This is a genomic window from Paenibacillus sp. FSL R5-0713 (assembly GCF_037973325.1).
In the GTDB taxonomy this organism is placed as follows: Bacteria; Bacillota; Bacilli; order Paenibacillales; family Paenibacillaceae; genus Paenibacillus.
The window spans coordinates 5,815,744-5,828,975 of sequence record NZ_CP150229.1 but is presented as its reverse complement, the minus strand read 5'-3'; the positions used below and the strand labels follow the sequence as shown (position 1 = coordinate 5,828,975).

The following is a 13,232-nucleotide window of genomic DNA, read 5'->3' as shown; positions in this document are numbered from 1 at the left end:
CAAAGTTGGCTTCCTTTGTTTTATTGGAAATACTTGAACAGCTTGTTTTTCTAATACAATAGTACCGGAATGTAAACGATCCTGAAGAGGATCGTTTACACAAAATTTTTATTTTTCCGTGACTGCATTCTAAGATACACCTGAGAGAAAATAACGGATGCCAGTGCAACTACGGTCATACCCCAGAAAATATTGGTGTACGCCGAGGAGAGTGGCAAGTTCTGCATAGCTGTTAATGCTACACCAGTAACTGCAACGCTGAAAGCACCGCTGAAGAACTGACTGAGTTGGAACAGTCCCATACCTGCGCCCACCTGATCCATGGTCAGGTTACCAGACAATTCATTGGACACGCTGGTGGTCAGGGATGAGAAACCAACGCTGAGCAGGACATACACAGCCATAATGGCGTAGATGTTATTGTCTGCAAATAAGGCGAACAATCCGGCTGCGGCCAGTAGCAACCATGGTGCAAACTTCAGCAGCAACGTATTGCCGTGGCGGTCAATCATTCGACCGATTCGATTGGACAACAGCATGGACACGACTGCGCCCGGGAAGATGACAAGTCCGGATTGAGCAGGGGTCAGTCCATATAGATGCGCCAAAATTTGCGGCAGCAGGAACAGCGTTGAGAAGTTATTGATATACGATACAATCCCCAGCGAGCTGAGCATCATATATTTTTTGTTTTTGAACAAAGCAGGCTGAACAAATGGATCTGCCGCGCGCCGAATTCGGAGCCAGAACAGAAGCAGTGCCGCTGCACCGATAACAAGCGTGAACCACTGACGTGAAGTCAGGAATAACAATACACCGGTAGTACCGATCGCAAGAAGCACGGCACCCAGCAGGTCGAATGAACCTTTTTGCGGGGTTTCCCGCGGAAGTAGTTTAAAGAATACAGGAATCAAGAATAACGTTAGTCCCGTAACGATAAATAGATCATGCCATCCCAGAAATTGAGTAATACTTCCCCCAATGACGGGACCAAGTCCAAGCCCCAGTGAACTGGCGGACATGATGACAGCCATCGATTTACCCCGGCGATCATTGGGAATGTATCGTGTAATCAGTACAATGGCGAGACCCGGAACAGAAGCAGCACCCGCAGCCTGAATCAGACGTGCAATAAGCAAAATGATGAAATGATTACTGAAGAACCCGAGAACGGATGCTGCACCAAGTAACGTAAGCCCGGTTGTGAATAATGTACGAATGGGTATGAAATCCGATAGACGTGAGAACGTAATCGAGGAGATGGCAAATACAATGGAATACCCTGTAACAATCCATGAGGAAGCGACGGAAGTAAGCATGAATTCGGCTGCAATTTTGGGCAGCGCCAGATTAAACATCATTGTATTCATAACAACGAGTACAACGGTGAAGCCAAGCAAGCCTACAATTAATCCTTCCTGTATTCCGGTCCGTTCCCCTGATGATGCGGTTGCGGTGTTGTTCATAAAAACCTCCTAAAGTGATGTGTATTTCGCAACATTTCAGAAACGGTGTGTAACATTTGCAAAATGTAGTATGATGTCAATCCCGTGCCTAACAGCAGGGGTTTCATAACGAAATCATTAAAGTTCGATTGGTGTCGAACATTAGAAATATATCATGGATCTGTGTTAGAATACAATGCATAGTCTGAAAAAAGGAGACTACCGTATGAAAATTTTACATCATCCACAGGTGTCAGATATTGAACTTTCCTCCGTACTGTATGCGCTGAGTGACCCGACTCGCCTTGGGATTGTTGCGGAAGCAGCCAGAAGCGGGGAGCAGCCGTGCAGCCATTTTCATGCACCTGTTGTGAAGTCAACGATGTCACACCACATTCGAACTCTGCGGGAAGCCGGAGTTATTCGGGTCAGAGTGCAAGGCACCCAGCATTTTCTCACCCTGCGGTCCGATGATTTGGAAATGCGCTTTCCAGGACTCCTGCAACCATTATTGCAGGCCGCAGCTCAGTCGAGCACAGATATTTCCTAAATGTTGTCCTTTCTTCAGGTCGAAGAGGGGACATTTTTTATTTTCTGAAACACCTTTAAAACTGATGCGACATTCTGTGTCGTACCATGCCCTATATAATAACGGTGAACACACAAACCATATTGAAAAGAGGTTCACAACCATTGGCAAAAACCAAAAGAGGACGCGTCTTGTGGAGTCTTCCTTCCAGGGGCCGGGGAACATGCCCGGTATGTAGCAGTACCCGAATAAAGTTGTTATATACGCAAACAAAAACAGACGGTACAAGTCTGAAAGTATGCAAGAAATGCTCCAAAGCAGTGCAATCCAGAGTGGATAAGGCACACGTCTGACATATCAGGCCTGTTCTTCGGAACAGGCCATGTCTTTTGATATAATAAGTGAAATAGGATCGGAAAAGATCGGGGGCGGGAAGATGAGTAATATGCATCGGATTCACTGGTTTGACGAACAGATTCGGGGTGGACGTTTTCCGAATAGCAGCTGGCTTGCCCGTGAATTTGAAATCTCCCGTCGTCAGGCTCAGCGTGATATTGAATATATGGCAAGTTCCTTGCGAGCCCCTTTGGTGTATATGGCAAAATATCGGGGCTATTGTTATGAGGATCAGACTTTTCGATTGCCCCATTTGTATATGACAGAAGAAGAGCAACGTGTGTTGAAATATCTGGCGCATCGATATCGACATTACGATTATGATCAAGCAGACGCGGTGAAACGTGTAGCACATTTGCTGGAGCGTTTTACGTTGGAGGAACAACAGATGGGAAGTAGCGAGCTTCCGGTGTTTTCGGCGCAACCGAAGCAACTGCAATTCTTTGAATTATTGTCCCATGCCATAACTGACTTGCGCAGAGTACATATTCATTACAGGGATCATGATGGAGAACGGCAGTTTTCCTTGTGCCCATTAAAGATGATATCCCAGTTTAACGCCGATTACGTGGTGGGTTATGAAGCAGACCCAGTACAGCAAGTGGCCATTCGATTGGAGGGTGTTGTCCATGTATCAATATCGGATGAGAGATTTGAGTATAGATCAGACGCCTTGCTAGGTGGATGGGAAGAATCATTGCCTGTGCGAAAACCGTTTGTAGCTGAGATTCGTTTGAAGGAAGTGCAGCAAATGGAGATGTGGCAGGGGTATCGTATTCGGGCAAGCCACGATCGGATTTATTCGGTTGAATTTTATGACACGGACGCTTTCTTGCAGCATTTGTTTATTAGCGAATGGGAAGAGCTTTTGTCTCCTGGGTGGCTTAGACGCAAGCTTCAGCAAAGCGCAGAAGTGTTGATCCACAGGCTTGGAACATAGAGTGAGTCTGTAAACACGCAACAAACGAGCAGTGCAGAGCAAGCTGCTGTTTCTCGTAAATACATCAGGCAAACCACCATGGAGAGGAGCTTTTTCTTTGGCTGAAGTCGTGTTAAATAACCTCATCATGAAGCGGGAGTCCAAATCATACGTGGATAGTCTGCATGCGATACTAACCCATACGGGCCAGTTTCAAGGTTCCAAATATGTACTTGCCGGATATACAGGCATGGCTTTCAAGCTGGCAGTACATCGCCGGCTACTTCCCATGTCGGTTACAGCGTATGGACAATGGGGGGAAGCACATCGTCCCGGAGTTGATAACCTGGGGATATTCACGATCTGGGATGGGGGACGTACACGTCATTCCACGTTTGGTTATTACCAGCAGGATGCAGTGAATTGGGTGAGACGCAGTATTGATGAAGGTACTGGTGTGATCTACTGGATTCCTGAGTTCGGTGTTATTTCTGGATATGATGACCGTGACCGCATCTTTTATGTGCAAGACGGATGGAGCAAGGAACCGCAGATTTTGTTGTATGACAATTTCGGTTTAAACTTTACCGGATTTTGGTATTGTCAGGTATTTGGTGGTCAGGTCCGCATTTCTGAACAACAGATGCTGCTGGAATCCCTGCGACTGGCGATAGAGGATTGGGATATTCCCTATCGTCTGTTACCTGATCAGAATATTGCTTCAGGTAGAAAGGCATATGATGAGTGGGTGCTGGCTTTACGGAGTGGGGATTTTGATGAGTCGGGTGCGGGTTATATTTTGGAATCCTTCTGCCATTCGCGAACCGAAATAAGAATGTATCTGCAGGATGTTCGAGGGATATGGAACGAACTGGATCAGGCTTATACATGTTATGAACAGCTTGGGACGTTAATTGACCAAATGAAAGGATATATGGTTCAGCAGGAGAATAGACGTGTCTTGAGACCAGATATCACAGAAGATCTAGCACAGTTACTAGTGAAGGCGAAAGCACTGGAAGAGCAGGCTATTGATTATTTTCGATTGATATCCAGGAAGTATCCTGACCGTAAAAGGTCTACTATACCACGGTGGGGAGCACATTCAGCACGATAGGATGAGAGAGGAAGGGAGTGAAGGATGATGGCGACAAAAGTAGTATTGCAGGACTGGATCCGCTTCCCGCAAGCCCCAACCTCTGCTGATGCACACCTATCATGGAATAGTGTGGGTTCGTATACAGATGCGATGTACCGTATTTTATTGCACACACAGTGGATGGATTTCCCTCGCCACATGATTGCAGGTATGACGGCAAGTGCATTCCGATTAGTGGTGGATCGGCGTCTGACCGCAGAATCAATCTCGGCATACAACTGGATGGCAGAGAACTTTGTGGCGGCTGATTTTCTTGGCGTAACAACGGGACAACATGGTGGATTTTCATTTGAACCGACTTTTCCGCTCTATCAGAAGCAGGCCGTGCTGGACATCAAGGCGTCCATTGACCGGGGCGTAGGTGCGATTCTCTGGCATGATCAATTTGTCATTGCAGCCGGATATGATGATGCGGAGCAGGTGCTATTCATCTGTGAAAGTAAAGGCAATGAAATCATTCGTCTTTCTTATGATTCATTTGGCAGGAACAGTACGCCATACTGGTACTATCAGGTGCTGGAATCTCATGAATCTGTGGATCTATGGGAAGTTTGCAAGGAATCATTAATTCAGGCCGTATACAAATGGGAAACCCATGACTACATGCTGCCCTCCCAGGATTATGCCTGTGGAGCGGCTGCGTATACGGTTATGGCTGCTACTTTGCAGGCTGGAGCATATGATACAGAACAAGCGGCGACTGTACTGCGCTATTATGCCAGATCAAGACTGGACATTGCCTCTTATGTTGCAGGGCTGGCGTACCTATCAGATCGGATGGTTCATGTCATGCATGAGTATGCATTGCTCGCAGAACTGTATTCGCGGATTGTTGATGTAGTTAATGATTCGATCTCATGGAATACGAAGGAACCGAAATGTGTGCAGAACGTGATTGAGCTTATCCGAGAGGCAGGAGTGACCGAACAACGTGCCATTGATGCCATTAAACGTGCCTTTCCAGAGACGATACACAATCGCTTTGATGACGTAGGTTTAAGATGAATGAAGCATGATAGCTAACATATTGAAAAGCGCAGCTGAATAAAACCGGAGAGGCGACAGCCGATCCGGTTTATTTGATTTGAACAGATGTGTAACATCAGTTCATGTGAACCCCGCCATAATAAATTTTACAAGAAAAAATAACCAAAATTTTAATTTTGGGGTAATCCAAACCCCCTATTGTTCCGAATATTATATTAGATGGTCTTTTTTGGATGATGATATTCAAGGATAACAGGGGGCGGGAGTATGGTACATAATCCGGAAACCATTCAGGAATGTATCGAACATGCACGGCAAAGGCTCTACCAGATTGCTGATCAATATGCGGAACTGTGGCATCCGGAGGTTATTCGCCAATCCATGGTGCTGGATGAATTAATTAATGAATATAACAACGCTATTCGCGGCAGAAAAATCTCAAAACAACTGAAATAATGAGCTTATAGAGTGCACTTATACAACGGAGAAGAATCCCATGACGGGATTCCGTGTGTTTGCCTTACTCTTTTACCGCCCCGAGCACAATTCCCTTTACGAAGAAACGCTGCAAGAACGGATACACAAGCAGAATCGGCAGAGCGCCAATAAAGATCTGAGCCGCATTCACCGTACGCTGAGACATGTTCTGGAGCTGCGTTGCATCCACGTTCATGTTGGAGAAATCCTGCTGTACGATTATGGTCTGCATTAACGTGGCGAGTGGATATTTGGAAGCATCATTCATATAGATCAGCCCGTCGAACCAGGAATTCCACTGACCTACCATGGTGAATAAAGAGATCGTCGCAATCGCGGGCATGGAGACTGGCAGATAGATTTTGAACAGGGTCGTGATATGATTGGCCCCATCGATGAATGCAGCTTCTTCCAGTTCTTTCGGTACGTTGCGGAAAAAGTTCATCATCAGAATCAGGTTCCAAACAGCGACCGCTCCCGGCAAAATGAGAGCCCACATCGTATTAATCAGTCCAAGCTTCTGAATCAAAATATAGGACGGAATCAATCCCCCGCTGAACAGCATCGTGAAGATGAAAAACCATGCATATAACGAGCGCCCCTTGAAGTGCAGACTTTCCTTGGATAATGGATAAGCCGTCAGGAAGACAAGTGTCATACTGAGCAGTGTGCCCAGAACCGTACGCTGGACTGAGATCCAGAGTGCACTGAGAAAGTTACTGTTACCAAATGTTTTGGTGTACGCGTCCACCGTAAAATCAATCGGCCAAAGTGTTACCAGATTGGCGGATGCTGCCGCCTTACCACTGAAGGAAACGGCCAGAATATGGACCAGCGGCAGGATGCACAGGATCGAGACGGCCGCGATGAATATCAGGTTAAAACCATTGAATATACGGTACCCGGTTGTTTTATGATACACCTTGATTCCCCCTTAATGCATTATGCTAACCCTTTTAGAAAATACGATAATTGGCGATTTTGTACGCCATTCGGTACGCGGAGATGACCAGGAACATCGCGACAAATGATTTGAATAGTCCAACAGCGGTCGCAAAGCTCATTTTGCCATTCAGAATCCCCATCCGGTAGACAAAGGTATCAATAATATCGCCTTTCTCATACACCAGCGGATTGTACAGGTTAAAGATCTGGTCAAAACCTGCATTCAGGATATTGCCCAGTGATAACGTACCTACCACGATAATCATCGGCACAAGTGCAGGCAGGGTAATATGTAATGTCTGTCTGAGCCGCGTTGCTCCATCTACCTCAGAAGCCTCATACAATGCGGGATTAATGCCTGCAAGTGCTGCCAGAAATACAATCGTGCCGAATCCAAATTCCTTCCATACATCACTGACCACCACCGTTACACGGAACCAGTCGCCATCCCCCAGAAAGAAAATTGGTTCAACACCAGCCGCCGCCAGCACCTGGTTTACCAGTCCACCTTCCGGTGATAACATATCGAGCAGAATGCCGCCCAGGACTACCCAGGATAGGAAATGGGGCAGATACACCAAGGTCTGTGAGAAACGTTTGAACGTGGAGTTCCGAACCTCATTCAGTAAAATGGCAAATACAACAGGGGCGATAAGTCCGGCCACAATTTTCATTGAAGCGATCAGTACCGTGTTCCAGATGACCTGAACGCTGTCGGGATATTCGAACATGAACCGGAAGTTGTCCCAGCCCACCCATTTGGAGCCAGTGAACCCCAGCCACGGTTTGAAATCCTGAAAAGCAATAATAATGCCGCCCATGGGCACATAGGCGAACAGCAATGTGAGCAGTACAGCAGGCAGCAGCATCAGATGCAGCGGCCACGTGCGTTTGAAATTCCAGCGGGTACGTTTGCGTGGATGGGGTGTCATTTTTCGTACCGGCGTATGGGTTGTTAACGGTTGTTCGATAGCCATCAGGGTCCCTCCTTTATCTCGTCCAACCCTGGAAACATGAGGCGAGCAAGCCTCTGCACAGAGTGGAGCAACTGAATTATAGCAACGGAAAAGGGCGGACTATAGAACAACATTTCAATGCGGATGTTGAAATATTAACTTGTTAATGGAAACAGGGGATTACAAGTTGCAGGAAAGCGTGCGAATATAAAATCAACTAGAAATGTAAGGGTTTTCAATATAAAATAGGACTTCGGTATAGAAGGACTTCAAATTCAGGGACAGGGTGAAACGATGAAATTCACAGTATTTGCGAAGACGGTCATTCTCTTAATCTGCCTGCTTGTGCCCATTCTGCTGCTCTATACGTACGCGAACCAAGCAAATGTGGATATGGTCGTCGAAGAGAAACAGCAATCGAGTCTGAACCAGTTCAATTATTTCAGTTCTCAGGTAGATAAAAATATCGAGCAGCTTTCGCTGTATGGCCTGACGTTGCTGCGAGATCCGAGTATTCTGCATTACCGCTACATGACGGACTCAACCAGCCAATATGAGAAAAACAGCATCTATCTGGATATTCTCGACAAATTATCGTTGTACCAGTCCACCAGCCGTTGGAAGAACGATATTACCATTGTGCTGCCACAAGCGGAACTTGTGTTATCTACCATGTCCAGCCGGACGGTCTACGATGAGAAAATGTTGACGTTCCCGCAACCTGGCCAATGGCAGCTGGAGAAGGGGAGTTTCACCTACTTTTTCACGGATAACTACGAGTGGAATGAAAAACCGGTGAACGCAGGCGTGCGAACGGTGATGGAGATTGATTTTGACCCGATGAACGTGGTTGCCATGTTGGATGATTTTAAAGAAACGCAGGGCGGAGATCCTTTCTTGCTCGTACCAGGTAACGATCCGTTGCTGAACCGTACGGCAGACCCCGAACTGGTCGAAGCGATCATGCGAGATATCCCCTTTAACGGACCGGAGAGGGAAGGTAATCATCAGCTGGAGGTGGGCGACAAACAGTATCTGGTCAGTTACGTGCACTCCAAACAACTGCAAGCAGTGTACGTGAACCCGGTGGTATTGGATGATCTGCTGAACCCGATGGATAAGAGCCGAAATATGTTTATTATCTCCATTCTGTTATTGCTCGTGCTGAGTATCGGTGCTGCATTACTTTTGTATCGAAAAGTTCAGGTGCCCATTCATCGCTTGATGAGAGGGCTGCAACAGATTCGCAAAGGCCAGTTGTCCACGCGGATTCCAGTCGATCACTCCCGTGATGAATTCGCGTACCTGACCCAGAGCTTCAACCATATGGCGGAGCAGATTCAGGAATTGATCGAGAAAGTATATGAGGAACGTATCCGGTCACGGGAAGCCACACTGAAACATCTGCAATCACAGATCAATCCCCATTTCCTGTACAACTGCCTGTTTTATATCAAAAATATGACCCAGCTTGGCAACCGGGAAGCGGTGATTGCCATGTCGCTAAGTCTGGGAGATTACTATCGCTACATTACGCGGGGCGAGAATGACATGACGACAGTGGAGGAAGAGATCCGGCTATTAGACCATTATCTGTCCATCCAGCAGATGCGGACCAATCGGCTGACCTACGAGATTGCCGTACCGCAGCACTTGATGCAGCTCCATATTCCGCGGCTGCTCATTCAACCCATCGTAGAAAATGCGGTGATCCACGGCATTGAGCCGATGGAGGGCAGTGGGCATGTCGTCGTAACGGGGATGGCGGTACCCGAACATATTGAGGGGCGGAAATATACAAGATATAGCCTGTTTGTAGACAATGACGGTGTCACGCTGACAGCGGAAGAGATTGCGGAATTGGAACGGGAGATCAATGAACCGATGGGTGAGGAGATTGGAACAGGCACGTGGAATGTGCACCAGCGTCTCGTTACGCGTTATGGGCTGTCGTCTGGTCTTCATTTTGGAGCGATTCCCTACGGTGGACTTAGTGTAGAAATTCGATGGTTTGAGGAGGAACAACCGCATGATGAATCTGATGGTCGTGGATGATGAACATTCCGCAGTAGAGTCAATCGCTGTCTCCATACCCTGGAGAGAACACGGGATTGGTCAGGTATTCAAAGCTTATTCAGTCAAAGAGGCACTGGAACATATGGCAACACATCAGATCCATATTATTATCACGGATATCCGCATGCCGGGTATGTCGGGTCTGGATCTGGTCAGTCACATTCGGCAAAAGTGGGAACAGACCAAATGTATTATTTTATCGGGGCATGCTTCCTTCGATTATGCGAAGCAGGCGCTCAAACATGGGACAGTCAGTTACTTGCTCAAACCGGTCCGGGATGAGGAACTGATCGAATCCGTGCAGCAGGCCGCCGTGCAGATTCGCCTGGAAGGTGAGAAACAAATGCTGCATCAGCGGGCCATGTATTCGGTAAGGGAGCATCTGCCCGAGAAGCGTGCGGAACTGATGAAGGATGTACTGTTAGGACATAAATTTGCGGATGCTGAACTCGAAGGCAAGCTGAGGCAATTGGAGATCGGGTTCCGGCCACAGGATAAAATGCAACTGCTGCTCATCCGGTATGATGACCATCAACCCACACATAGAGCATTTCGACTGATGAAGTACGCCATCTCCAATGTAGTGGAAGAGATCTACGGCAGTACCTATCACCTCTGTCATACGGATGACGCCTATGATGATCTGGTCTTTATGGCCAGTCCCAAACAAACCCAAGCCGAACCGGAAATGCTAATGGGCCGACTTGGAGAACGGTTGCTTCACAGTGTGAGGCAGTATCTGAATGCGACCATTTCCCTGTCCGTTAGTCGTATGGGACGTTTTCCAGATCAGGTGCCTCAGCTATATCATCAAGCCGTCAGTGCACTTCGCAAGCAAGCCGATGCGGGCAAAGGATTACATCTGAATCCGGCAGCGGGAACCAATGGAGCCACGTTGAAGTCACTTGCGGCGCTGTATGAACCGCCAGGTCTGACGGCGCTGCTGGAAGCGGGGCGCATGGAGGATGCACACCGCAAGATTGATCAGATCTTTGCTGAACTGTCGAACAGTGTGTTCCCGGAACATGTGTATGTGGCTTTTCATTATCTGGCGGCGGCCTTCTCCTATATGGCTCATCGGGAAGGAAGGCAGTTAGCCGAAGTGCTTGGCGAGCAGTACCAGCAGTTGCTCAAGGATGGCTATGGCATCTCACTGCGTAGTCTGGAAACGTGGACTCGGTCTGTGATGCAGCAGTGGGCTGAGAGCACCAGCGATGCGGGTCAGGATGCCGGATCAACGCTGATTCGGCAGGTGCAGCAATGGATTGATCATCATCTGGGCGAGGATCTGTCGTTGCAGGTCATTGCCGGAGAGGTGCATCTGCACCCGGTATATCTGTCCAAAATGTACAAACAATCCACAGGCGAAGGCATTAGTGATTACATTATCCGTTCCAGAATGGAACGTGCGGTTCATTTGCTTAAGCATACGGCGATGAAGATCTATGAAGTCGGTCAGGAAGTGGGGTACAACAACACGCCTTATTTCATTCAGGTGTTCCGCAAACATTATGGACTGACCCCGCAGGATTTTCGGAACGGTTAACAAATCGATATGAACATTGAAATTGTGATATATGTTTGCCTCCCCGGCTGCACTATCCTTTTCATGTAAGGTGCATTTGGCACATAAGGGTATCCAAGTTACCTGAGGAGGGGTTAGTTCATGTATAGAAAAATGATGACGGCATTACTCGCAATAACGATGGTTGCTGTAACGGCATGTAGTTCGGGGGCCAAGGAAGAACCGGCCAAGGAAGCTGCTGCACCACTTGCTCTGCAAGACGGGAAGTATGAACCTGCGGTACAGATGAGTTATCTGCGAGCCTGGAATGATGATACGAAATTCAAGAATGGGGAAACCGCACAGAACAATGTGCATACGAAATGGGCCAAGGAACGACTCGGCATCGATCTGACCACACCGTGGGCTGTATCGGTAACGAATGACGCATTTTACACGAAATTGCGCTTGTCCCTTTCCGCTAACGAAGAGTTGCCGGATATTGTCTCCATTCGGGGAGACTACAATCTGGTGCGGGAATTAATTGAGTCCGGCAAATTTGCGAATGCAGGCGAGTTGTTTGACAAGTATGCTTCGGACACATGGAAACAGGCATCCGAATCGGCACCGGAAGAATGGTATCCGTACATGTATGAGGGCGAGCGTTACGGCATTCCAATCTTCGATTATGCCTACAATGGTGATTCGGTCATGTTTATCCGGGAAGACTGGCTGAAGAAGCTGGGACTGGATGAGCCGAAAACGATCGATGAGCTGGTTACGGTCATGGATGCTTTTACGAATCAGGACCCGGATGGGAACGGTAAGAAAGATACGTATGGTCTGACGGTGGGCATGAAAAATGCGCTGAATACCTGGATGACGGAATCCGGCTGGATCTTCGGCATGTACAACACGATGCCTGGACAGTGGAATGATGCTGGAGACGGAACACTGCAATATGGTTCCATTCAGCCAGGCGTGAAGGAAGGCCTCGCGACAATGAAGGATTGGTTGTCCAAAGGTTACCTGCCCAAAGAAGCTGGCGTGTATGACGAGATCAAGGCAGCAGAACTGTTTACCGCAGGTAAAGCAGGCATTATCGTTGGACCACACTGGATGCCAAATTGGCCGATTGATGATGTGAAGAAAAATGTGGATGGTGCCACGTACAAAGCCATTGCATTACCTACTGGGCCAACAGGTGAGAGCCACCAACATGGATCTGGTGCAAGCAATGGCGTTGTGTTGATTAACAAAGACATGGCGAACCCGGAGATTTTCTTCACATATCAGAATTATCTGTTCGACAATTTTGCCAACCCGGAAGTAGGCAGCGAGTTCGAGCATGGCTTCGCGCAAGGATATGACTATGACATCGTGGATGGCAAAGTCGTTGGTGAAGCTGAAGTGAAGGATGGCGTATCACCACTCAAATATACGATTACGTATGATGGTGCCCGAATTCCGAATCTGATGATGGATACGCTGGCGGAACTTGCGAAGGGCAAAGAGCCAGAGACTCCTTTTGAGAAAAATACGAAGATTGCCAACAAACCTGAAGTATTTGCGGCCGCTGAAGTGGTCGTTGCGAATAAAGATAATGCGATCAAGAACAAATTCACGGGGGCTCCAACCGAGACGATGAAAATGAAGAAGGACGCAATCGACAAGCTGGAGAAGGATACGTTCAGCAAGATCATCTATGGCCAGGTGGGCATTGAGGAATTTGATGCGTTTGTGACGAAGTGGAAATCCATGGGCGGCGATGATATTACCGCCGAAGTGAATGAGTGGTATAAGACAGTTAATTAATATTCAAAGCAGGTTAGAACTGAT

The 13,232-nt window shown here is 47.6% G+C and carries 12 protein-coding genes; 9 read left to right on the top strand and 3 right to left on the bottom strand.

The features are described from left to right. Nucleotides 1-95 precede the first annotated feature (95 nt). Entirely contained in the window at nt 96-1,466 is a 1,371-nt protein-coding gene (locus MKZ12_RS25970; RefSeq protein WP_339257512.1) for an MFS transporter, read from the bottom strand. Nucleotides 1,467-1,671: 205 nt separating this feature from the next. Between MKZ12_RS25970 and MKZ12_RS25965 the strand changes: the two genes are divergently transcribed. The 6 genes from MKZ12_RS25965 to MKZ12_RS25940 all read left to right on the top strand — a co-directional run bounded on the left by MKZ12_RS25965 (nt 1,672) and on the right by MKZ12_RS25940 (nt 5,891). Beyond that, nucleotides 1,672-1,995, top strand: a complete 324-nt coding sequence (locus MKZ12_RS25965) for a helix-turn-helix transcriptional regulator (RefSeq protein WP_339257510.1) — start codon at nt 1,672-1,674, stop codon at nt 1,993-1,995. Between the two features lie 143 nt (nt 1,996-2,138). Beyond that, nucleotides 2,139-2,327 (top strand): hypothetical protein, encoded by a 189-nt coding sequence (locus MKZ12_RS25960; protein ID WP_076253532.1) that lies wholly within the window; start codon nt 2,139-2,141, stop codon nt 2,325-2,327. A gap of 83 nt (nt 2,328-2,410) precedes the next feature. After that, nucleotides 2,411-3,310 carry a WYL domain-containing protein gene (locus MKZ12_RS25955; protein WP_339257509.1) on the top strand — a complete coding sequence of 300 codons (900 nt, stop codon included), beginning with the start codon at nt 2,411-2,413 and terminating at the stop codon, nt 3,308-3,310. Nucleotides 3,311-3,407: 97 nt separating this feature from the next. Then, on the top strand, nt 3,408-4,406 hold the full coding sequence (locus MKZ12_RS25950; protein WP_253441057.1) for a C39 family peptidase: 999 nt from the start codon (nt 3,408-3,410) through the stop codon (nt 4,404-4,406). Nucleotides 4,407-4,430: 24 nt separating this feature from the next. After that, complete coding sequence (locus MKZ12_RS25945) at nt 4,431-5,453, top strand: hypothetical protein (protein WP_339257506.1); 1,023 nt, start codon at nt 4,431-4,433, stop codon at nt 5,451-5,453. A 249-nt stretch (nt 5,454-5,702) separates the two neighbouring features. Then, nucleotides 5,703-5,891, top strand: a complete 189-nt coding sequence (locus MKZ12_RS25940) for an aspartyl-phosphate phosphatase Spo0E family protein (protein ID WP_339257504.1) — start codon at nt 5,703-5,705, stop codon at nt 5,889-5,891. Nucleotides 5,892-5,955: 64 nt separating this feature from the next. On the opposite strand, the gene MKZ12_RS25935 is transcribed toward MKZ12_RS25940, so the two are convergent. Further along, nucleotides 5,956-6,834 (bottom strand): carbohydrate ABC transporter permease, encoded by an 879-nt coding sequence (locus MKZ12_RS25935; RefSeq protein ID WP_017692164.1) that lies wholly within the window; start codon nt 6,832-6,834, stop codon nt 5,956-5,958. A gap of 34 nt (nt 6,835-6,868) precedes the next feature. Further along, nucleotides 6,869-7,789 (bottom strand): ABC transporter permease subunit, encoded by a 921-nt coding sequence (locus MKZ12_RS25930; RefSeq protein WP_124118238.1) that lies wholly within the window; start codon nt 7,787-7,789, stop codon nt 6,869-6,871. 318 nt (nt 7,790-8,107) lie between these two features. Between MKZ12_RS25930 and MKZ12_RS25925 the strand changes: the two genes are divergently transcribed. The 3 genes from MKZ12_RS25925 (at nt 8,108) to MKZ12_RS25915 (ending at nt 13,208) form a co-directional block, all read left to right on the top strand. Further along, the gene (locus MKZ12_RS25925; protein ID WP_339257502.1) at nt 8,108-9,868 is read left to right on the top strand and encodes a histidine kinase; all 1,761 of its coding nucleotides are present in this window, start codon (nt 8,108-8,110) and stop codon (nt 9,866-9,868) included. Beyond that, nucleotides 9,843-11,435: a response regulator gene (locus MKZ12_RS25920; protein ID WP_339257500.1), complete on the top strand. Its 1,593-nt coding sequence runs from the start codon at nt 9,843-9,845 to the stop codon at nt 11,433-11,435. Before MKZ12_RS25925 ends, MKZ12_RS25920 begins: the two co-directional genes overlap by 26 nt. A 120-nt stretch (nt 11,436-11,555) precedes the next feature. Beyond that, nucleotides 11,556-13,208, top strand: a complete 1,653-nt coding sequence (locus MKZ12_RS25915; RefSeq protein WP_339257498.1) for an extracellular solute-binding protein — start codon at nt 11,556-11,558, stop codon at nt 13,206-13,208. The last annotated feature ends 24 nt before the right edge of the window (nt 13,209-13,232 follow it).